Source organism: Nevskia soli DSM 19509, from assembly GCF_000711955.1.
Lineage (GTDB): Bacteria > Pseudomonadota > Gammaproteobacteria > Nevskiales > Nevskiaceae > Nevskia > Nevskia soli.
In genome coordinates this window covers 85,745-105,117 of sequence record NZ_JONR01000021.1, presented here as the reverse complement: position 1 = coordinate 105,117, position 19,373 = coordinate 85,745, and the positions used below count along the sequence as shown (strand labels likewise).

At 65.7% G+C, this 19,373-nt stretch carries 22 protein-coding genes; 5 read left to right on the top strand and 17 right to left on the bottom strand.

The window, feature by feature from the left end:
* Window positions 1-603: 603 nt before the first annotated feature.
* Entirely contained in the window at window positions 604-1,563 is a 960-nt protein-coding gene (locus BP26_RS0112395; RefSeq protein WP_029920902.1) for a beta-ketoacyl-ACP synthase III, read from the bottom strand.
* 90 nt (window positions 1,564-1,653) lie between these two features.
* On the opposite strand from BP26_RS0112395, the gene BP26_RS0112390 reads away from it, so the two are divergent.
* Window positions 1,654-2,160 (top strand): DUF1993 domain-containing protein, encoded by a 507-nt coding sequence (locus tag BP26_RS0112390; protein ID WP_029920901.1) that lies wholly within the window; start codon window positions 1,654-1,656, stop codon window positions 2,158-2,160.
* Window positions 2,161-2,178: 18 nt separating this feature from the next.
* Here BP26_RS0112390 and BP26_RS0112385 read toward each other — a convergent pair whose 3' ends face one another.
* From BP26_RS0112385 to BP26_RS0112370, 4 genes are all read right to left on the bottom strand, one after another.
* Complete coding sequence (locus BP26_RS0112385) at window positions 2,179-2,646, bottom strand: metallophosphoesterase family protein (RefSeq protein ID WP_029920900.1); 468 nt, start codon at window positions 2,644-2,646, stop codon at window positions 2,179-2,181.
* 132 nt (window positions 2,647-2,778) lie between these two features.
* Window positions 2,779-3,393 carry a TIGR04211 family SH3 domain-containing protein gene (locus BP26_RS0112380; protein ID WP_084183040.1) on the bottom strand — a complete coding sequence of 205 codons (615 nt, stop codon included), beginning with the start codon at window positions 3,391-3,393 and terminating at the stop codon, window positions 2,779-2,781.
* A gap of 117 nt (window positions 3,394-3,510) precedes the next feature.
* A complete protein-coding gene (locus tag BP26_RS0112375; protein ID WP_157572500.1) occupies window positions 3,511-4,062 on the bottom strand; it encodes a hypothetical protein in 552 nt (183 codons plus the stop codon).
* A gap of 191 nt (window positions 4,063-4,253) precedes the next feature.
* A complete protein-coding gene (locus BP26_RS0112370) occupies window positions 4,254-4,679 on the bottom strand; it encodes a hypothetical protein (RefSeq protein WP_029920897.1) in 426 nt (141 codons plus the stop codon).
* A gap of 114 nt (window positions 4,680-4,793) precedes the next feature.
* Here BP26_RS0112370 and BP26_RS0112365 point away from each other — a divergent pair, with 114 nt between their 5' ends.
* Together BP26_RS0112365 and BP26_RS0112360 are read left to right on the top strand one after the other, a co-directional pair.
* Window positions 4,794-6,209 carry an MFS transporter gene (locus BP26_RS0112365; RefSeq protein WP_245611786.1) on the top strand — a complete coding sequence of 472 codons (1,416 nt, stop codon included), beginning with the start codon at window positions 4,794-4,796 and terminating at the stop codon, window positions 6,207-6,209.
* Window positions 6,210-6,307: 98 nt separating this feature from the next.
* Window positions 6,308-6,790, top strand: a complete 483-nt coding sequence (locus tag BP26_RS0112360) for an SET domain-containing protein (protein ID WP_029920895.1) — start codon at window positions 6,308-6,310, stop codon at window positions 6,788-6,790.
* Window positions 6,791-6,818: 28 nt separating this feature from the next.
* On the opposite strand, the gene BP26_RS0112355 is transcribed toward BP26_RS0112360, so the two are convergent.
* The 6 genes from BP26_RS0112355 to BP26_RS0112330 all read right to left on the bottom strand — a co-directional run bounded on the left by BP26_RS0112355 (window position 6,819) and on the right by BP26_RS0112330 (window position 13,106).
* Entirely contained in the window at window positions 6,819-7,754 is a 936-nt protein-coding gene (locus tag BP26_RS0112355) for an alpha/beta fold hydrolase (RefSeq protein WP_051748906.1), read from the bottom strand.
* A gap of 349 nt (window positions 7,755-8,103) precedes the next feature.
* Window positions 8,104-8,970: a formyltetrahydrofolate deformylase gene (purU, locus tag BP26_RS0112350; RefSeq protein WP_029920893.1), complete on the bottom strand. Its 867-nt coding sequence runs from the start codon at window positions 8,968-8,970 to the stop codon at window positions 8,104-8,106.
* A 99-nt stretch (window positions 8,971-9,069) separates the two neighbouring features.
* The gene (locus tag BP26_RS0112345; protein WP_169740696.1) at window positions 9,070-10,407 is read right to left on the bottom strand and encodes a thioredoxin family protein; all 1,338 of its coding nucleotides are present in this window, start codon (window positions 10,405-10,407) and stop codon (window positions 9,070-9,072) included.
* On the bottom strand, window positions 10,376-11,110 hold the full coding sequence (locus BP26_RS0112340; protein ID WP_157572499.1) for a hypothetical protein: 735 nt from the start codon (window positions 11,108-11,110) through the stop codon (window positions 10,376-10,378). The genes BP26_RS0112345 and BP26_RS0112340 overlap by 32 nt, the downstream gene beginning before the upstream one ends.
* 52 nt (window positions 11,111-11,162) lie before the next feature.
* Window positions 11,163-12,215 carry an SAM-dependent methyltransferase gene (locus tag BP26_RS0112335; RefSeq protein WP_029920890.1) on the bottom strand — a complete coding sequence of 351 codons (1,053 nt, stop codon included), beginning with the start codon at window positions 12,213-12,215 and terminating at the stop codon, window positions 11,163-11,165.
* Between the two features lie 111 nt (window positions 12,216-12,326).
* The gene (locus BP26_RS0112330) at window positions 12,327-13,106 is read right to left on the bottom strand and encodes a DUF1295 domain-containing protein (protein ID WP_029920889.1); all 780 of its coding nucleotides are present in this window, start codon (window positions 13,104-13,106) and stop codon (window positions 12,327-12,329) included.
* 195 nt (window positions 13,107-13,301) lie between these two features.
* Between BP26_RS0112330 and BP26_RS27600 the strand changes: the two genes are divergently transcribed.
* Window positions 13,302-13,835: a DUF4398 domain-containing protein gene (locus BP26_RS27600; protein ID WP_051748905.1), complete on the top strand. Its 534-nt coding sequence runs from the start codon at window positions 13,302-13,304 to the stop codon at window positions 13,833-13,835.
* Window positions 13,836-13,838: 3 nt separating this feature from the next.
* A complete protein-coding gene (locus BP26_RS26675) occupies window positions 13,839-14,174 on the top strand; it encodes a DUF4398 domain-containing protein (protein WP_084183038.1) in 336 nt (111 codons plus the stop codon).
* A gap of 53 nt (window positions 14,175-14,227) precedes the next feature.
* On the opposite strand, the gene BP26_RS0112315 is transcribed toward BP26_RS26675, so the two are convergent.
* The 6 genes from BP26_RS0112315 to gatC all read right to left on the bottom strand — a co-directional run bounded on the left by BP26_RS0112315 (window position 14,228) and on the right by gatC (window position 19,294).
* Entirely contained in the window at window positions 14,228-14,698 is a 471-nt protein-coding gene (locus tag BP26_RS0112315; RefSeq protein WP_029920886.1) for an SET domain-containing protein, read from the bottom strand.
* A 121-nt stretch (window positions 14,699-14,819) separates the two neighbouring features.
* Window positions 14,820-15,686, bottom strand: coding sequence for an Hsp33 family molecular chaperone HslO (gene hslO / locus BP26_RS0112310; RefSeq protein WP_029920885.1), 867 nt, complete (start codon window positions 15,684-15,686; stop codon window positions 14,820-14,822).
* A complete protein-coding gene (gatB, locus tag BP26_RS0112305) occupies window positions 15,683-17,128 on the bottom strand; it encodes an Asp-tRNA(Asn)/Glu-tRNA(Gln) amidotransferase subunit GatB (protein ID WP_029920884.1) in 1,446 nt (481 codons plus the stop codon). The genes hslO and gatB overlap by 4 nt, the downstream gene beginning before the upstream one ends.
* Window positions 17,125-17,529: a hypothetical protein gene (locus tag BP26_RS0112300; protein WP_157572498.1), complete on the bottom strand. Its 405-nt coding sequence runs from the start codon at window positions 17,527-17,529 to the stop codon at window positions 17,125-17,127. Before BP26_RS0112300 ends, gatB begins: the two co-directional genes overlap by 4 nt.
* A 20-nt stretch (window positions 17,530-17,549) precedes the next feature.
* On the bottom strand, window positions 17,550-19,004 hold the full coding sequence (gene gatA, locus BP26_RS0112295) for an Asp-tRNA(Asn)/Glu-tRNA(Gln) amidotransferase subunit GatA (RefSeq protein WP_029920882.1): 1,455 nt from the start codon (window positions 19,002-19,004) through the stop codon (window positions 17,550-17,552).
* Window positions 19,005-19,006: 2 nt separating this feature from the next.
* Complete coding sequence (gene gatC / locus BP26_RS0112290) at window positions 19,007-19,294, bottom strand: Asp-tRNA(Asn)/Glu-tRNA(Gln) amidotransferase subunit GatC (RefSeq protein WP_029920881.1); 288 nt, start codon at window positions 19,292-19,294, stop codon at window positions 19,007-19,009.
* Between the last annotated feature and the right edge of the window lie 79 nt (window positions 19,295-19,373).

Below are 19,373 nucleotides of genomic sequence, written 5' to 3'. Positions count from 1 at the left end.
CTTCTTGCTTTTGATTTTCCGCCCCGTAGTTTGCGCCGAGCATCACAGCTCGTGGCGGCATCAGCCGGCGCGTGTGTTCGCGCCGGGCGAGGCAGGATGCCGAAGCGTCTGAAGACAGGCCAGGGATGGCCTGTCTTCAGACCCCGCCACGAGCGAGAAGCGCAGGGCACCGGGCTATCGCGCTTCTTCTTTTGCGATAGTCCGGCGCAAACTCCGGGGCATGTTCTTTTGGTTACTTTTCTTGCGTCAAGAAAAGTGACTCGCCGCAGGCGAAAACTCCGCCCAGACGTTCAGGAGGATCCGGCACGCGCGCAAGCGCACGCCGCGACACTTCAAAGTTGAGTTAAGCGGCCAGATCCTTCGCTACGCTCAGAGCCTGCCCTCGAGGTTGTAGTCGGGGGATGACAGCGAAGCGAAAAGCAAAACTGGCTTCGCCGCGCGGGAATGACGATAGAGGATGGTTCCGCGCTTGGCCCCTCCCTCGATACGCGCTGCTTCGCAACGCTACTCGGGACGGTCGGAACAGCACGCCCGCTTCGCGGGCACTCGGGGCGAACGGAGTTTGGCACTGGGACCGATGAACCCGATCATTGCAGCTTGCACCTACCAGCGCAGCAACACCGTCCCCCAGGTCATCCCGCCGCCGACGCCTTGCAGCATCACCAGCTGCCCGGGCTTGATCCGCTGATCCCGCACCGCTGCATCCAGCGCCAGCGGCACCGAAGCCGCCGAGGTATTGCCGTGGCGTGCCACGGTAGTCACCACGCGCTCGCGCGGCAGGCCGACCTTGTCGGCGATGGAGTTGATGATGCGGATATTGGCCTGGTGCGGCACGAACCAGTCGAGCTGGTCGGCGGTGATGCCCGCTGCGTTGAGGGCCTCGGTAGCGCTGTCGTCGAGCGCGCGCACGGCCGTGCGGTAAACCGCCTGGCCGTCCATCTCCAGGAACGGATTGCCGCGGATCTTGCCGTGGCTGATGCCGCCGTCGACCCGCAGGATATGCGACAGGCTGCCGTCGGCGTGCAGATTGCTGGTCAGGATGCCGGGCTCTTCCGAGCGGCGCAGGACCACGGCGCCAGCGCCGTCGCCGAACAGCACGCAGGTGCGGCGGTCGTTCCAGTCGAGCAGGCGCGAGAAGACTTCCGCACCGACCACCAGGGCGCAGCGATGCTGGCCGCTGGTGACGTAAAGATTGGCGGTGGCCAGGGCGTACATGAAGCCGGTGCAGACGGCCTGCACATCGAAAGCGGCCCCCTGCTTCACCCCCAGCTTGGCCTGCAACAGGCAGGCGGTGGAGGGGAAAATCATGTCCGGCGTGGTGGTGGCGACGATGATCAGGTCGATGTCCTGCGGGCCCACCCCGGCGGACTGCATGGCCCGGCTGGCGGCGTGGAAGGCCAGGTCGCTGGTCATTTCGCCGTCCGCGGCGACGTGGCGTGCCTCGATGCCGGTGCGCGACACGATCCACTCATCGGACGTGTCGATCCTGGATTCGAGTTCCTGATTGGTAACGACACGTTCGGGCAGGTAGCTGCCGGTGCCGATGATTCTTGCGTGGGCCATAGGGACGCGAGCTTAACCTACAGTTTCCTCCATACGCTTTAGAATGGCCGCGCCTAATTTCATAACCATAAGCTTTTCGGAGGTTTCACCATGAGTATCAGCATGTATCAGGTATCGGTCCCGGTCTTCGTCCGCGCCCTCACCAACCTGCGCGGCATCCTGGAGAAGGGCGCGGCTCACGCCGAGGCCAAGAAGTTCAAGCCCGAGGTATTGCTCAACGGCCGCCTGGCCCCGGACATGCTGCCGTTGACGCGGCAGGTCCAGATCGTCACCGACCAGGTCAAGGGCTGCACGGCGCGGCTGGCCGGCGTGGAAGTGCCGAAATACGACGACACCGAGGCTACGTTCGAGGAGCTGTACGCGCGCATCGACAAGACCCTGGCCTTCATCAACGGCTTCAAGGCGGAGCAGATCGACGGCAGCGAGGCCAAGGACATCACCCTGCCCTCGCCACGCGGTCCGATGGAGTTCAAGGGCCAGCCCTACGTGCTGTTCTTCGTCCATCCCAACATGTACTTCCACTGCACCACGGCCTACGCCATCCTGCGCCACAACGGCGTGGAGCTGGGCAAGATGGATTTCCTCGGCAAGCCCTGAGCCCCGCTGCCCCCTGCGCTACGCAGGGGGCAGCAGGTCCAGCAGTTCGGCTTCGATGGTTTTGCCGCTGATGCGCAATACTCCCGCGGAAATGGGCAGGCTGAAGCGCCGCGGCCCGGCGCTGCCTGGATTGATGTACAGCACGCCGTCGCGCTCCCGGCTCGACGGCCGGTGCGAATGCCCCGATACGACCACCTGGAATTCCGCAGCCGCCGGATCGAGGTCAAGCTCGTTGAGATCGTGGATGACGTAGATCAGCACCTCGCCGGCCTGCAATACCTCGGCTTCCGCAACCCTCTTGTATTCGGCTCCCTTGTCGTTGTTGCCGCGCACCGCGGTCACCGGCGCGATCCGCTCCAGCTGCTCCAGGATGGCGGGATCGCCGATGTCGCCGGCGTGCACGATGTAGTCGCTGCCGCGCATCGCGCGCAGCGCTTCCGGGCGCAGCAGTCCGTGGGTATCGGAGATCAGGCCGACGCGCAGCATTGAAATCCCGCTGGACGAGACGGCTTGTTTGGCGGATGCGGCTTATTCATCGGCTTTCCCGCAAGGGGCACAGCCCGCGATGGTCGAAGGCCGACTTTACCCGCTCGCGCGGCAATACGCCCGCATGCCGCTTCAGAAATCGCTACGGCGCTTCTTGCGGCCGCCCAGCCACGGCAGGATCAGGCCGACGAAGATGCCGCCGCCCACCAGGATGCCGCCGGTGACCAGGGTTTCACGCCGCGCCTTCTCGGCATCGAACTGCCGCTCCAGCGCGCCGACCTGTTCCTCGCGCTGGGCGATGGTGGCGCGCAGCTTGTCGTTTTCGCCGGCCATCTCCAGCGCCGGCTTGGCCTTGGCCAGCTGCTGCTGCGCCGTGTCGAGGTCGCGCTGCAGGGACTGGGCCTGGGCGTGGGCCTGATCGAGCTGTTGCTTGAGCTGGGTCAACTGATCCTTGGCCGCCGGCTGCTCGGACAGGAAACGCGAGGTGATCCAGCCGTCGCGGCCGTCGCTGGTGCGGATGTGCGCGAAGCTGTCGGCACCGAGCGATTCGAGCACGCTGACGCGCGCGCCGCTCTTGATCACGCCCAGGGACTCGGAGTCGTTGGTCGGCTTCTGGCGGATGGTGACGCTGATTTCATCCGAAATGTATTCTTGCCGCCCGGCGGACTGCGCCCATGCAAACGGCGCCTGCAGCAGCACGGCAAAGGCGCAGGTGGACTGCGCCAAAAACTTCCATGTCTTGATCATTGCCCCTGAAGATTAGCAGCAGATTCCCGGCATGAACACCCCACGCGGAAAAACCGCGAAGGACCCGAAAGCCCCTCGCGGCCGATCGACCACGGTGAATCGAGTGATCGTCTCGTGCTACAGGTGCAGCCCGAAGTTGTAGCGCATGCCCACTTCGTAGCGCTGCTCGTCGCCGCCCTGGATCGCACCCTGCAGATCGAGATGCGGCGCGATGTTGTAGAGCGCGTTGAGGCGCACGGAGGTTTCATTGCTGCCGAACAGGTGCGTGTAGCGCAGTTCCGGCGCCAGCTCCAGATTGCCGGTGGTCTGCCAGCGCACGCCGGCGCGGGCGCCGATACCGGTGCTGGTGTCGCCATCATTGCGATCGCCGTGTTCCAGCGTGGCGCCGCCGAACAGGTTCAGCGTGGGGATGATGGGCACATGGAAGATGGCGCCGACATCGAACTGGTCGAGGTTATCGGTACCGGTGTATTCGGCGATGATCGCCAGCGGCAATACCGGCAGATCGAAAGAGCCGGCGACACGACCGCCGGGACCGGCCTGGCCGTAGTCATGGCGCTCGATGAAGCCGCCTTCGACGTAGGTGTAGTCGGCGGCCGAAGCCACCGCGGGAAGCAAGGTCAGCGCTGCAAGCGCAGCGAACTGCCGCGTGCGTCCGGTGTTAAGCATGTTGTAAGCCTCCATGGCCGTTTGATTTGCACAGACTGGAACAGGGCCCGGCACATGCCGTTCATCCTGAACGATGCACCCGGCCACGCGTTACAGACCGCGCGGCCGACGCACCAGTTCCGAGCATGCCGAAAGCTTGCTGAACCGTTTCTGAACAAATCAGCCGTGCAAAGAGGCAACGGCGGCCACGCTTACTTGTCGAGCTGGCGATAGCGCTCGTTGATGGTCTTGGTCAGGGTGAACATGTCGGTGGCCGCGTGACGATAGGTCTGCGTCAGCTCCTGCGAGGGATTCAATGCATTATTGTCGAGTCCGACGAACATGCCGCCCAGCGCCGCCATGTAATTATCGACGGCGCGGCCGCGGTTATAATGCGCCCAGTAGATGTTGATCTCCCGCTCGCATTCGAACAACGGCACCCGCTGGCCGACGCTGACCGCCGAACAGGTCGCCATCGCCTCGGTCAGCGCATCCAGTTCGGCGTGCGGCAATCCCGCGATGTCCTTCTGCACCTTCTTGAACAACTCGGCGTCGTTGAGCGTGGCCAGGGCATCCGCCGCCGCGGTGAAGCTGAGGCCGAGGCAGAGCGCGGCGCATATGGATTTCATTTTTTGCATGACGGGTTTCCTGGTTGCGGTGTCGGCGGGAAGGCGCATGCCCAAGCGTAACGCATTGCGCCACCCCCGCTGTAGCGGTATCGCCGCGGCGCCGCAAAGTATGTGGGCCAGGTCATGAGCGGAGGACTGCCGCGGCCCTCGATGCTGATCCCGCTGATCGTGGCCTGCGCCCTGTTCATGGAGAACCTGGACGCCACGGTGATCACCACCGCGCTGCCGCCGATCGCCCGCTCGCTCCACGAAGACCCGCTGCGGCTGAGCCTGGCCATCACCGCCTACCTGCTGAGCCTGGCCGTATTCATCCCGCTCAGTGGCTGGGTGGCCGACCGCTACGGCGCACGGCGCGTGTTCCGCGGCGCCATCGTCGTCTTCACCTGCGGCTCGATGCTGTGCGGCGCGGCGCAGAACATGCCGGAACTGGTGGCGGCGCGCATCCTGCAGGGCATCGGCGGCGCCATGATGGTGCCGGTGGGGCGCCTGGTATTGCTGCGCAATGTGCCGAAAAGCGAGCTGGTCACGGCGATCTCCTACCTCACCGTGCCGGCCCTGCTGGCGCCGTTGCTGGGGGCGCCGCTGGGCGGACTGATCGCCACCTACGCCTCCTGGCGCTGGATCTTCTACATCAACCTGCCGATCGGCCTGCTCGGCTACTGGCTGGTCAGCCGCTACATCGCCGAGGTGCGCGAAGCCGAGCCCAGGCAGCTGGACCTGCGCGGCTGGAGCCTGCTCGGCGCCGGCCTGGCCGGGCTGGTGTTCGGCTTCGAAACCCTGGGCAAGGACGTGCTGCCGCCGGCCCTGGTGTGGACCATGCTGGGTGCGGGCACATTGCTGGTGGGCGGCTATGCACTGTACGCGCGCGGCCGGACACAGGTGATCCTCGACCTGACGCTGCTGCGCGTCCCCACCTTCGCCGTGGTCATCTCCGCCGGCTCGCTGTTCCGCGTCGGCATCGGCGCCTTCACCCTGCTGATGCCGCTGCTGCTGCAGCTCGGCTTCGGCATGACGCCGCTGCGCTCCGGCCTGCTCACCTTCGGCGGAGCCATCGGCGCCATGCTGATGAAGCTGATGGCCGCGCGGATCGTGCGGCGTTTCGGCTTCCGCTCCCTGCTGGTCGCCAACTCGGTGATCGCGGGAGCCTACCTGCTGGCCTGCGGCCTGCTGCGGCCGGAGGCGTCGCAAGCCCTGATCGTGGCCCTGATGCTGAGCAGCGGCTTCTTCAGCTCGCTGCAGTTCACCTGCCTCAACGCCATCGCCTTCGCCGACGTCACCGAGTCGCGCATGAGCCAGGCCACCAGCTTCTCCAGCACCGCGCAGCAGCTCTCCTTGAGCGTAGGGGTGGGCCTGGCGGCGCAGCTGCTGCATCTGCGCCTGGCACTGCGTCACGAGGCAACCCTGCTGCCGGTGGACTTCACCTGGGCCTTCGCCATCCTGGCCGCGATCACCGTCGGGTCCGCCCTGCTCTACCTGCGGCTGCCGGCCGAGGCCGGCGCCAGTGTCAGCGGCCGGCCGGCCAGGGCATTTTCGAGATGAAAAGCCAAACCGCAGATTTTCACCACTGTTCTTGCGGCCTCCACTAGGCGAGAATATTGCTTCACGGTTTTCATACCCCGCACACCTCCGGTTCGCAGATGTCCCGTTCGATCCTTGTCCGCCGCTCCCCCATCCACGGCAATGGCGTGTTCGCCGCCACCGACCTCCCGGCAGGCAAGAGCCTGATCGAATATCGCGGCAAGCTGCTGCGCCACGCGGTGGCCGACCGCCGCTACTGCGATAACGTCGAGACCGGCCACACCTTCCTGTTCGTGCTCAACGATACCTACGTCATCGACGGCACCGAAGGCGGCAATTCGGCGCGCTGGATCAACCACAGCTGCGACCCGAACTGCGAGCCGATGCTGTGGGAAAGCAAGGACGGCGACCCGGCGCGGGACCGCCTGTTCATCGAGACGCTGCGCCCGGTCAAGGCCGGCGAAGAGCTGACCTACGACTACGGCATCGAGCTGGAAGTGCGCTATACGCCGCGCCTGAAGCAGCTCTGGGCCTGCCGCTGCGGCTCGCCGCAGTGCACCGGCACCCTGCTCAAGCCGAAGAGCCGCAAGAAGAAGGCCTGAAGCCGCTCCGCCCGGGCTGACTGGAGCGTCAGGCCGGGGTGGCCTGCGGTTTTCCCTGGAAATTGGCCCGCGCGCTGCCTTCCACCGCCTGCACATGATCCAGGATCAGCTTGCCGATTCGCGGCAGCAGCGGCGCCGGCAGGTCGTGCCCCATCCCGGGAATGATCTCCAGCCTGGCGCCGGGAATCAGCCGGCCCAGTTCGCGCCCCGCCGCCACCGGCACCAGGGGATCGGCCTCGCCGTGGATCACCAGCGTCGGCGCGGCGATCCGCTTGAGTAGCGGCAAACGGCTCTTCGCCGCCATGATCGCCAGCGTCTGCCGCGCCATGCCGCGCGGGTACAGGCTGCGTTTCTGGTCGCGCTCGACCATGGCCCGCAAGGTCGCGTCGTCGGTCGGGTAGCCCGGGCTGCCGATCAGCTTCCAGGTATTCATCGAGTGCTGCACCAGCGACTCGCGGCTGGTGTGCTTCGGCCGCCGCGTCAGCCGCATCCGCAGCTTGAAACTGGGCTGCGGCAGCCACGGATTGCCGCTGGTGGTCATGATGGCCGTGAAACTGCTCACCCGCTCCGCATGCCGGGCCGTCAGGATCTGACCGATCATGCCCCCCATCGACAGGCCGACGATATGCGCGCGCCGGATCTGCAACGCATCGAGCAGCCCGACGGCATCCGCCGCCATGTCTTCCAACCCGTAGCCGGCCTTGATCGGCAGCCGCAGCATGTAACGGAGAGCCGCGCGCGTCAGATCCGGCTTGCCCGCGCTGTCGATCTTGCTCGACAGCCCGACATCGCGGTTGTCATAACGGATCACATAAAAGCCACCCTGGGCCAGCGCCTCGCACAGCGCCTCCGGCCACAACAGCAGCTGACCGCCCAGGCCCATGATCAACAGGATGGCCGGATCGGTCGCCTTGCCGAAGGTCTCGTACTCGATCTGGATGCCGTTGGCTTGGGCTTGGGGCACGGGGGACTCTCGATGCAGGTATTGAGGAATTGTTGCACGAAGCCCCGGCGCTTTAGTTTGGCCGCGGCGCCGCGACGGTACGGCTGAGGACGCCGGGCGGCAAGGCGCTGTTTCCGGGTTGGACGTATGGGGCTCCCGGATTCCGGCTTTCGCCGGAATGACGAAGGGGCATGGGTCCGTGCTTGGCCGCTCCCTCGATACAAATCGCTTCGCGATTCACTCGGGACATTCGGAAAAGCACACCCGCTTCGCGGGCACTCGGAGCGAACGTAGGGTGTGCCCAGTCAGGCGAAAAGCGGCCCCTCAGCCCGCCCCACTCCATAGAGAGCGGGGAACATCCCGCAACCGCTCAATCGAAGACGATGGTCTTGTTGCCATCGACGATGATGCGATCCTCGACATGCCAGCGCACCGCCCGCGCCAGCACCTGCCGTTCCAGATCGCGCCCCAGCCTGCGCAGATCGTCGATCTCGTCGCTGTGCGAAACATGCGCCGTACCCTGCGAGATGATCGGCCCCTGGTCCAGGTCGGCCGTCACGTAGTGCGCGGTGGCGCCGATGATCTTGACGCCGCGCTCGTAGGCCTGGCGATAGGGATCGGCACCGACGAAGGCCGGCAGGAAGGAGTGATGGATGTTGATGATGCGGTTCGGGTAGCGCGCCACGAAGGCCGGCCCGAGGATGCGCATGTAGCGGGCCAGCACCAGGAAGTCGGCATCCTCGCCCAGCAGTTCCAGCATCCGCGTTTCGGCCTCGGCGCGCTGCTCCGCCGTATTCTGCGGCACGTGATGGAACGGAATGCCGAAACCTTCCACCGCGGCGCGCAGCGTGTCGTGGTTGGAGATGACGCAGGGAATGTCCACCAGCAACTCGCCGCGCTGCCAGCGCCACAGCAGTTCCAGCGCGGCATGATCATGCGCCGAAACCAGCACCGCCATGCGCGGCCGGTCGGCGGCATAGCTGATGTGCCAATCCATGTTGTAGCGTCGGCCGGCAGCCTCGGCGAAGGCCTGCTCCAGGGCCTGGCGCGACAGATCCAGCTTCGGCGTCTGGAATTCCAGGCGCATGAAGAATTTGCCGCCGATGGGATCGGTGGAGTGCTGGTCCAGTTCGGTGATGTTGGCGCCGTGCTGGAACAGGAAGCTGGTGACGGCGGCGACGATGCCGGGCTGGTCGGCGCAGCGGATCAGCAGGCGGGCGAAGGATTCGTTAGCCACGAACTTTTGTGCTCTTGAGCTTGTTTTGAGAGTCGCGTCATGGACGACGCGTGCTTGTACAGGACGTACATTTTCGCGCGTTCTTGTACAGGACGTACATCACTGCACCAGTGCCTTCAGCTTGGCCGCCTGCTCCGGAAACCACGGACCATTGGCCTTGAGCGCGTCGGCCACAGCCTGTCTGGCATCGTCGGGCCGGTTGAGCTTGAGCAGGGCCTGGGCCTGTTGCTCGGCCACATTCAGGCGGTTGACGCCGTAGGCTTTCGGCGCGGCCTGTTGCAGGTAGATCAGCGCCTGCTGATACTGGCCGCGCGCGATCAGGCTTTTGCCGAAGCGGTAGTAGTAGACGTAATCGTCGGGGTAGGCGGCGATCAGCTTGGGATACAGCAGGGTGAGCTCATCGGTCTTGCCGGCGCGGTCGAGAAACACGCGCAGGTTGTCGGCGAGGTTGCGGTCCTTTTTCAGGTTGCCGCCCAGGCGCTGCTTGGCGTCGGCAATGGCGTGTTCGAGCACATCGTCGGTGGCCTGTGGATACTTGAGGGTATCGTCCAGGTCGGCGGTGGTCAGCACCACGCTGCGCGCATCGGCGCAGCTGGGATGGGTGACGAACACCTGCGCATAGAGCTGGCGGGTCATCAGCGGCTTCTGCGCGGCCAGCAAGCGGGTCTTGTCGGCTTCCGGCAGGCTCGCGGTGCAGGCCATCACGCGGTCCAGTTCGTAGGCGCGATCGCAGCCGAGCTCGCCGGACAGCACCGACGGCGCCAGCGCCGCGCATTGCGTGGCATTCTTGTTCTGGCTGGCCTGCATCAGCTGCAGGCGGGCAGTCCACAGCCTGGCGCGCGCATCCTTGTCCAGCGCCGTCTGCGCGGACTGCGGCAGGGCATCGCGCCAGGCGAGTCCTCCCTGTGCATCGTTGCGGGCGTGGTAGGCCTTGAGCACCTCGTGGGCGGCCTTCAGCGAAGCCGGGCTGCCGTCCCTGACCTTCCCGCGCAAGGCCTCGAGCGAGGTGGTGCGCGCCATGATGGCGTCGAGCTGGCGATAGAAATCGGGGCGCGTCTGCTCGGCCAGGATGCGGCCCAGTTCGTCGCCGGTCTCGTTGAGCACGACGTAACTGGGCAGGGCCTTCACCGCCAGGCGCTGTTCCCAGTAGTTGCCTTCCGGGGCGTCGGCATCGAGATCCACCACCACCGCTTCGCGCTTGACCTTGTCCCACTCGGGGCCGTTGAGCACGTTGTGCGCCATGTAGTAACAGGAGTAGCACCAGGGCGCGTGGAATTCCACCAGGATCGGCGCATGTTTCGAGGCGGCCTGCTTGAGGGCCTCGTCGAGCGGCGGCTGCCAGGCGTCGGCACGGGCCGCACCGGCCAGCAACAGGAGAGAAGATGCGGCGAGCCCCAGAGCTCGTTCAGTCCAGCGGCGGCAGGTTTTTAGGCGCATCGTCCGGCGGCTTCGAGTAGTAGGCAATACGCGCATTGTACGGCCTGCCGGTGGAGGGGTTTATAACATTCGAAATTCCGCGATATTCCAGCAGGCGCCGCGTCTGTGGGTCATATGTAAGGATCAGCGGATCGACCAGGTAGCGCAGCAGGGAATCCGGATCGACCTTGAGCTGGATCGCCGCCTTGCCCTCGAAGCGGATATCGCCGACCTTGCGCGCACGGAACGCGTAGCTGTCGAGCTGCCCGGCGACGGCGAACTGGAACTTGATGGTCTGGCCGGCCGCCAGCTCCGGCATATGGTCGTATAGGTAGCTGTGGAAGCCGCTGTCGGCGGCCATGTTGCCGACCTTCGCGGCGGTGCCGGTCTGCCGGCCTTTTTCCGGCGTTTCCTTGAACATCTGTACGCCGTCCGGCCCGACCTTGCTGATGCCTTCCGAATAACCGTAGCCGGGCAGGCTCAGGGTATAGACCGGGATATAGGGGTTGGCGGCGAAGCTGAGAGTCTTCTCGCCGAGTCGTTTGCCGTCGGCGGCGTAGTAGCTGGTATGGCCGCTGATCCAGCGGTCCTGCTCGATCTCCTCGCGGTAGACCTCGGTGTAGAGGTATTTGCCGCTGGCCAGATCGTAGGCGTAGCCGTAGAAGCGCTCGACCTGGGTCTCGGCCTGGGCGGCGCCGGCGACGAACAAGACGAGTGCAGACAAGGCGATGCGTTCCATGCGAGGTCCGTGTTGGAAAAACCAGTCCCTGTAGATCTCAACGTGCCGCGCGCGGCGCGAACAGATAATGCGCCACCCCCCACTCGTTGCCGCCAGCGTAGCCGAACAGTTCCGCCACAGCCATGTAGAACATGCGCCAGCGCTGGAACCAGATCGGCGCCAGCGCCTCCCCGTAGCCGGCGCGGAACACGCTCATGATGGCGTCCTTCTGCGCGTCCATGCCCTGCAGCCAATGGTTGGAAGTCTTCTCGTAGTGTCGACCGCCGACCCACCATTGCCGCTCCAGTGACAGATCATCCTGGAAATTGAGCAGCAGATTCTCCGAAGGCATGGTGCCGCCGGTAAAGAAGTGTTGCGACATCCAGTCGCTCCGTCCCTGCACCTCGAAGTGATAGGCCAGCAGGCGGTGCGCGAAGATGTGCACGAACAGGCGCCCGTCCGGCTTGAGCCAACGCGCGATTTTCGCCAGCAGCAGGCCGTAGTTCTTCATGTGCTCGAACATCTCGATCGACATGACGCGGTCGAATCCCGCCGCCACGTCCTGCGCGGGGAAATCGAAGTCGACGACGTTGCCGGTGAGGACGGTAAGATTGTCGAAGCCGCGCTCCGCTGCGCGTTGCCGGATGAATTCGCGCTGGCCATGGGAGTTCGACAGGCCGATGACGTGCGAGTTCGGATACTTCTCGGCCAGCCACAGCGACAGCGAGCCCCAGCCGCAGCCCAGGTCGAGGATGCGCATGCCATCGCGCAGGCCGGCGCGCTCGGCGTAGAGCGACAACATGGCTTCCCCGGCCTGCGCCAGTGTCTCCCGGCCCGTGGGATAGAGGCAGCAGGAATACTTCAGGCGCGGCCCCAGGTGCAGATGGAAGAACTCGGCCGGCACCTCGTAGTGCTGCTCGTTGGCGGCCCCGGTCTCGACCGCGATGGGGCTGGCGCGCAACTCGTCGAGAAAGCGGTTGAAGCGCTGCGAACGCACTTCGCCGTCGTGATTGGCCTCGTCCGCCAGGCGCCGACGCATCAGGCTGCGCATGCCGGCCCGGGCCAGGGGGTCGGGGATGTAACCACGTTCGCACAGGTCGATGATATTCATGAGTGGTTAGTGACTAGTGATTAGTGGCCAGTACGGAAGCGGAAATTGAGGCTGCAAAAGGAATGGAAGCGCAGATCGGGAGCAAACCAGTCACTGACCACTAACCACTGGTCACTGCTTTTTTGGCGGCCAGGGAATGAGCATGCTGGTGCTGCGGATGTAGTCGGCATAGCCGGGCCGGCTGCGCGCGCTCTGCGCCTCGGTCAGCGGCACGCCGGACAGCTTGAGCAGGAGGAAGGCCATGACCAGCGGCGCCGCCAGCGTCAGCCACCACCAGGCGCTGCCCGCCGCCAGCAGGACGTAGACCAGCCAGTGCAGGCATTCGAAGAAATAATTGGGGTGACGCGAGTAGTACCAGAGCCCGCGCCGGCACACCTGGCCGCGGCTGGCGGGATCCCGCCTGAACTGCTCCAGCTGCCAGTCCGCCACGCCTTCCCCGGCCACCGACAGCAGCCAGACCAGCATGGCGGCGGCGGTGCACAGGCTGCCGGGCTCGGCGGGACTCCAGGCCACCACGGCGAAGCTGAGCGACAGCAACATCGAGAACAGCACCTGGAACTGGAAGAACCAGAACATATTGCGATCGGCAGCCGCACCCCATTGCTGGCGGAAGCGGCGGTAGCGGCCGTCTTCCGGCTTGCCGTGGTTGCGCAACAGCAGATGGATGCCCAGGCGCAGACCCCAGACGCCGCCGAGCAGGGCCAGCAGCAGGCGCAGCTGCACCAGCGCCGGGCCGCGGCAGGCATACCAGACCGCCAACAGGCCCAGCGTCCAGGCCCACACCGCATCGATCAGGCCGGCGTTGCGGGTGCGCAGCTGCACCAGCCAGACCAGGGCGAACACGGTCATCAGGCTGACGCAGCCGATCAGTATCGTGCTAAACAGCGACATGGCGCAGCCGCGGTGAGGTGAGTTTCATCATTGCTCCCTGATTTACGTGGCCGGGGCCCTTTTGGATGAGCCGGAGCGCCGCCCGCGCACTTGACTTTAGCGGGTCCGGCGGAGTCTGCTAGAGCCCAGATCAGGGGTGTCCGGCGCGGCTGCGCCCGACGCAACATCACATCAATAAACGAGGAAGCGCCGGTGATGAAAACACATCGTGCCGTGCTGCGACTGTCCGCGATTGCCGGACTGGCGTTGTGCGGCTGCGCAACAACGCCGAAGACGGCAACCGAGGCGATCCGCAACGCCAGCAACGCCGTGATCAACGCGGAAGACGCCAGGGCGGCGGACTATGCCGCGGCCGAAATGCGTTCGGCCCACGAGAAGCTCAACGCGGCACGCGCCCTGGCGGCGCAGATCACCACGGACCCGAACGACCCGAACCGCACCAAGGCACGCTGGCTGGCCGAAGAGGCCGCAGCCGACGCCGAACTGGCGGATGCCAAGGCGCGCAAGGTCCGCACCCAGAGCGTGGTGCGCTCGCTGCAACCGGCGCCCAGCGCGCCCATCATGCCGCCGGCGGCCGACCTGCCTGTGGCGCCGCCGCCATCGGTGGACCTGCCCGTCCCGGATGCACCGGCACCCGCGCCGGAGGTCCCCGCGCCGGAATCCGCTCCTGTGCCAGCCGCGCCGACGCCGGATGCACCCGCAGCCGCACCACCCGCCACTGGGGTCTAACGCATGAATCGCCCGATCAGATCATTGCTGCGCGTTGGCGTCCTGCTGTCGCTGACGACCCTGGCCTCCTGCCTGTTCCACGGTTCGGTCAAGGACCCGGGAGCGGACAAGGTGAGTGCCGAGCTGAGCCAGTTGCAGGCCGATCCGCAGCTCGCCAGCCGTGCTCCCGTGGCCCTCAAGGAAGCGCAGGACGCCGTGGCCGCCGCCCAGGTGGCGCAAAAGGATCCGGCGGAGTCCGCCCACCTGGTCTACCTGGCCGACCGCAAGGTACAGACCGCGCGGGCGCTGGCCGAGGCGCGGGTGGCCGAAGACCAGTTGAAGGCGCTGCAGGGGCCTTGAGCCGGCTGAAGTCCCGCCTGCGGGGGAAGCCAGCCCCTCGTGCAACCCGTCGGTCAGTCGCGGTTTCCGATTAATTGCAGCAACCGCTGCGCGCTCTGGCGCAGGTTGTCCTGCCATTGCAGGCCGACGATGGGCTGGCCGGTGGCGGAATCACGGAACGGCATCTCCTCGCCACTGCCGATGACCAGACGGTAGTCGATGGTCAGCTCGGTGCCGGCGGCAAGATCGTCCTGGGCGAAGATGAAGCCCAGGTGCCACAGGCCGGTGGGGGCGAAGCAGTGGTTGACGTAGCACTCGTCGCTCCACTCCGGCGTCAGCGAAAACCAGTCCTCGAACCAGCGCACGCTCGAATCGACCTCGATCGACCCCGGCGGGAACCTGCGCAACTCCCGCTCCGCCATGAGCGTATGCACCTTGTCCGGCGCGATGATGACGCGGCCGCGCGCCACCGGCTCGTCAAGGAAGAAGCCCTTGCCGGCGCCGGCGATGCCGGAATCAGCAATGCGATAGCGCGGAACGATCATGGGTTCAGCAGAACTCTGGATTAGCGACGCTTGTTTCAACAGTCCGGGCCACGGATGGCCCGGTCTTGTCCAGGATGGACATACCTACATACCCACGACTCGACATTGAAGCCCGAGGGCTTCAATGTCGAGTCGTGGACGGAACTGCGCCCGCAGCGGCAAACAACTCCGCCGTCTCGAACTGCGTGAACGCATATTCCTTGCCGCAGAACTCGCAGGTGACGGCGATGCGCCCCTGCTCGGCCAGGATGGAGTCGCACTCCTCGCGCCCCAGCGACAGCAGCAGGCGCGAAATGCCGGCGCGCGAGCAGCGGCAGGCCACGGTGACCGGGCGCGGCTCGAACACCCGCACTTCCTCTTCGGCAAACAGGCGCCCCAGCAGGGTGGCGAGATCGGCCTGCAGCATCTCCTCCGGCTTCAGGGTCGCGGCGAGAATGGAAACGTGCTCCCAGTCCTCCTCGCCACCCCGGGCATCTTCCAGCGGCATGCGCTGCAGCAGGAAGCCGCGCAGGCGGTCGCCGTCGGCGGCCAGACGGATCAGCGTCGGCAACTGCTCGGACTGGGTGAAATAGGCTTCCAGCGCCTGCGCCAGCGAGGTGCCTTCGATCGGCACCGAGGCCTGGGTGGATTCACGGTGCTCGGCATTGGGCTCCAGCATCAGCGCCAGCACCCCGCCCCGCAACAGGCCGGTGAAGCTGCCCTGCAAGTCCTCCGGGGCCTTGGCCATGGCGCGCACTTCGAGATGATGGTCGACCTGGGCCACCAGCATCTTCACCGCGTCCTCACCCTGGAACTGCAGGTTGATGCGGCCCTCGTAGCCCAGATGGGTGGCGAGCAGCGGCATCGCCGCCATGGCCTCGCCGAGCAGTTTGCGCACGTCGCCGCTGTAGGCGCGGCGGCCGAGCATCTCACCCACGCCTTCGGACAGCTCGACGAAGGCGCCGTGCGCCACCTTGTTCTCGAATACAAAACCGGTCAGACGATTCATCCCGCCAGCTTTTCCTTGAGCAAGCGATTCAACGCGTCCGGATTGGCCTTGCCCTGCGTGGCCTTCATCGCCTGGCCGACGAAGAAGCCGAACAGCTTGTCCTTGCCGGCGCGGTACTCGGCGAGCTGGCCGGGGTTCTTCGCGATCACTTCCTCGATGGCCTTGACGATGGCCGATTCGTCGGTGATCTGCACCAGGCCCTTGGCCTTGATGATGCTGTCGGCGTCGCCTTCGCCGGCGAGCATCGCCTCGAACACTTCCTTGGCACCGTTGCCGGAAATGGTCTTGTCGGCGATGCGCTTGAGCAGGCCGGCCAGGGCGTCGGCGCTGACCGGCGAGGTGTCGATGTCCTGGCCGATCTTGTTCAGCGCGCCGAGCAGGTTGGTGGCGACCCAGTTGGCGCAGAGCTTGGGTTCGGCACCGGACGCCTTCACCACCGCTTCGTAATAGGCGGCGAGTTCACGCGAGCTGACGAGGGTCTTGGCGTCGTACGGAGACAGGCCGTAATCCCGCTCGAAGCGCGCGCGCTTGGCTTCCGGCAGTTCCGGCAGGCTGGCGCGAATGGCGGCGATGTACTCCGGCGTGCAGACGATGGGCAGCAGGTCCGGATCGGGGAAGTAGCGGTAGTCGTTGGCATCTTCCTTGACGCGCATCGACTTGGTCTCGCCGGTATCCGGGTTGAACAGGCGCGTTTCCTGGATGATCTTGCCGCCGCCCTCGATCACCTCGATCTGGCGCTGGATTTCGTACTCGATGGCCTTTTCGACGTAGCGGAAGGAGTTGACGTTCTTGGTCTCGGTGCGGGTGCCGAAGGGCTCGCCCTTGCGGCGCACGGAGACGTTGGCGTCGCAACGGAAGCTGCCTTCCTGCATGTTGCCGTCGCAGATGCCCAGGTACACCACCAGCTGGTGCAGCTTCTTCAGGTAGGCCACCGCTTCCTGCGCGGTGCGGATGTCCGGCTCGGAGACGATCTCGATCAGCGGCGTGCCGGCACGATTGAGGTCGATGCCGGTGGCGCCCGAGAAATTCTCGTGCAGGGACTTGCCGGCGTCCTCTTCCATGTGGGCGCGGGTGATGCCGATGGTCTTGTGGGTGACGCCGCCGCGGCCGTCGTCCAGCTCGATGTCGAGCTTGCCCTTGCCCACGATCGGCAGCTCGTACTGCGAGATCTGGTAGCCCTTGGGCAGGTCCGGATAGAAGTAGTGCTTGCGCGCGAAGACGCAACGCTCCGCCACTTCCGCCCCGACCGCGAGACCGAAAGTCACCGCCATGCGCAGGGCTTCGCCGTTGAGCACCGGCAGCACGCCGGGAAAGCCCAGCGTCACGCCGTCGGCCTGGGTGTTCGGCTCGGCGCCGTAGGCGGTGGCCGCACCGGAGAAGATTTTCGATTTGGTCTGGAGCTGGCAATGCACTTCCAGCCCGATTACGGCTTCCCAATTCATTCTAGATAACCCTCGGCTGTGGCCTGATGCCCAGCTTGCTTGAAGTCGTGGCGATTGCACTCGGCCATGCCGCTCTTGCCGTCATCGTGGCCGCCCGTCATGGAGATGGCGCGACGGCGCGGCTGCGTGTTTGGTGGAAATTGCGTCGCCGATAACGCCTGGATTTCCGCTTGCGCGAAGCGGATATCCGGCGCCGAATAAAAAATCCTGAAGCCGGAAGCGTGCCCCGCGTCGTCGAGTTCGAACCCCACCGTGCCGCAGCCGGCATGGCTGCCTTCGGCCTGTATGCGCTTGAATTCCGTCAACAGCGCGCCGTAGGTTTCCTTCGGAAACGGCAAGGGCGGCTCCTGGCCGCCGGACGCTGCGCAGCCGGCGGCCAGCGCCGACAGGCCCAGCGACATCCAGTGACGGCTGCGGAGCATCACGCGAACGCTTGCGGCCGCCGCTTGTGGAAATCGGTGGCCTGCTGGTACTGGTGGGCGGCGTTGAGCATGCGGCCCTCGTCGAAGAAATTGCCCATCAGCTGCATGCCGATCGGCAGGTCCTGGTGGAAGCCGCAGGGCAGGCTCATGGCCGGGATGCCGGCGAGGTTGGCGGCGATGGTGTAGATGTCGTTGAGATACATCGCCACCGGGTCGTCGGTCTTGTCGCCGAGCTTGAAGGCCACGCTCTGCGCGGTCGGCCCCAGGATCAGATCCACTTCGCCGAAGGCGCGGCGGAAATCGTCGTAGATCAGCCGGCGCACTTTCTGCGCCTTCAGGTAATAGGCGTCGTAGTAGCCGTGGCTCAGCACATAAGTGCCGATCATGATGCGGCGCTGCACCTCGGCGCCGAAGCCTTCGCCACGGCTGCGCTTGTACAGCTCTTCCAGGGTGTGCACGCCCTCGGCGCGATGGCCGTAGCGCACGCCGTCGAAGCGGGCCAGGTTACTGGAGGCTTCCGCCGGGGCCACCACGTAATAGGTCGGCACCGACAGCGGCGAACTGGGCAGCGACACTTCGCGCACGCTGGCCCCCAGCCCCTCGAACACCTTGATCGCCGCCTCGATGCAGGCGCGGGCGCCGGGATCGAGGCCTTCGGCGAAGTATTCCTTGGGCAAGCCGATGCGCAAGCCCTTGAGCGAAGCGCCCAGGCCGCTGATGTAGTCATCCACCGGCCGCTCGACGCTGGTGGAATCGCGCGGATCGAAGCCGGACATGGCCTGCAGCACCACCGCGGCGTCCTCGGCGCTGTGCGCCACCACCCCGGCCTGGTCGAGGCTGGAAGCGAAGGCGATCATGCCGTAGCGCGAAACGCGGCCGTAGGTGGGCTTGATGCCGGTGAGATTGGTCAGCGCGGCCGGCTGGCGGATCGAACCGCCGGTGTCGGTGGCGGTGGCGATCGGCGCCAGGCCGGCGGCAACCGCGGCGACCGAGCCGCCGGAGGAACCGCCCGGCACCCGTTCCAGGTCCCAGGGATTCTTCACCGGGCCGTAGTACGAGGTTTCGTTGGACGAGCCCATGGCGAACTCGTCCATGTTGGCCTTGCCCAGCATCACCATGCCGGCCGCATCGAGCTTCTGCACGATGGTGGCGTCGTAGGGGGCGATGAACTTGTCCAGCATCTTCGAGCCGCAGGAGGTCCTCACTCCGGAGGTGCAGAAGATGTCCTTCTGCGCCAGCGGAATGCCGGTGAGGGCTCCGCCCGCGCCGGCGGCCAGCGTCTTGTCGGCGGCGTCGGCCTGGGCCAGGGCGCGGTCGGCGGTGACGGTGATGTAGCTGTTCAGGGCCTTGTCGTGCTGGCTGATGCGGCCGAGGTAGTGGCCGGTCAGCTCCCGACTGGAAAACTTCTTGGCGCGCAGGCCTTCGCCCAATTCGCGCAGGGAGAGTTCGTGCAGGCTCATTCGATGACCCTGGGTACGAGGTAGACGCCGTCTTGCACGGCCGGGGCGATGGCCTGGAAGGCTTCGCGGCGGTTTTCCTCGCTCACCGCATCGGGGCGCAGGCGCTGCACCATCTCCAGCGGATGGGCCATCGGCTGCACGTCGTCCGTGCTGGCGCTGGACAATTGGCCCACCATGTCCAGAATATTGGACAGCTGGCGCGCGTAAGGCTCGACCTTTTCGGGCGGCAGCGAGAGCCGCGCAAGATGCGCGACCTGTTTGACTTGTTCCGGACTCAGGCTCATCGGCGATTCAATCGGTTGGTATTGGCTGGATTGAGGATCGGGCAGGCTGTCGCGGGCTGGTCGATAACAGTGCAGAACC

Coding starts and splice junctions, on each gene's coding strand:
- BP26_RS0112395 (WP_029920902.1), bottom strand. CDS start 1,563: ATGGCCCACGCAAGAATCATCGGCACCGGCAGCTACCTGCCCGAACGT.
- BP26_RS0112390 (WP_029920901.1), top strand. CDS start 1,654: ATGAGTATCAGCATGTATCAGGTATCGGTCCCGGTCTTCGTCCGCGCC.
- BP26_RS0112385 (WP_029920900.1), bottom strand. CDS start 2,646: ATGCTGCGCGTCGGCCTGATCTCCGATACCCACGGACTGCTGCGCCCG.
- BP26_RS0112380 (WP_084183040.1), bottom strand. CDS start 3,393: ATGATCAAGACATGGAAGTTTTTGGCGCAGTCCACCTGCGCCTTTGCC.
- BP26_RS0112375 (WP_157572500.1), bottom strand. CDS start 4,062: ATGCTTAACACCGGACGCACGCGGCAGTTCGCTGCGCTTGCAGCGCTG.
- BP26_RS0112370 (WP_029920897.1), bottom strand. CDS start 4,679: ATGCAAAAAATGAAATCCATATGCGCCGCGCTCTGCCTCGGCCTCAGC.
- BP26_RS0112365 (WP_245611786.1), top strand. CDS start 4,794: ATGAGCGGAGGACTGCCGCGGCCCTCGATGCTGATCCCGCTGATCGTG.
- BP26_RS0112360 (WP_029920895.1), top strand. CDS start 6,308: ATGTCCCGTTCGATCCTTGTCCGCCGCTCCCCCATCCACGGCAATGGC.
- BP26_RS0112345 (WP_169740696.1), bottom strand. CDS start 10,407: ATGCGCCTAAAAACCTGCCGCCGCTGGACTGAACGAGCTCTGGGGCTC.
- BP26_RS0112335 (WP_029920890.1), bottom strand. CDS start 12,215: ATGAATATCATCGACCTGTGCGAACGTGGTTACATCCCCGACCCCCTG.
- BP26_RS0112330 (WP_029920889.1), bottom strand. CDS start 13,106: ATGTCGCTGTTTAGCACGATACTGATCGGCTGCGTCAGCCTGATGACC.
- BP26_RS27600 (WP_051748905.1), top strand. CDS start 13,302: ATGAAAACACATCGTGCCGTGCTGCGACTGTCCGCGATTGCCGGACTG.
- BP26_RS26675 (WP_084183038.1), top strand. CDS start 13,839: ATGAATCGCCCGATCAGATCATTGCTGCGCGTTGGCGTCCTGCTGTCG.
- BP26_RS0112315 (WP_029920886.1), bottom strand. CDS start 14,698: ATGATCGTTCCGCGCTATCGCATTGCTGATTCCGGCATCGCCGGCGCC.
- hslO (WP_029920885.1), bottom strand. CDS start 15,686: ATGAATCGTCTGACCGGTTTTGTATTCGAGAACAAGGTGGCGCACGGC.
- gatB (WP_029920884.1), bottom strand. CDS start 17,128: ATGAATTGGGAAGCCGTAATCGGGCTGGAAGTGCATTGCCAGCTCCAG.
- BP26_RS0112300 (WP_157572498.1), bottom strand. CDS start 17,529: ATGTCGCTGGGCCTGTCGGCGCTGGCCGCCGGCTGCGCAGCGTCCGGC.
- gatC (WP_029920881.1), bottom strand. CDS start 19,294: ATGAGCCTGAGTCCGGAACAAGTCAAACAGGTCGCGCATCTTGCGCGG.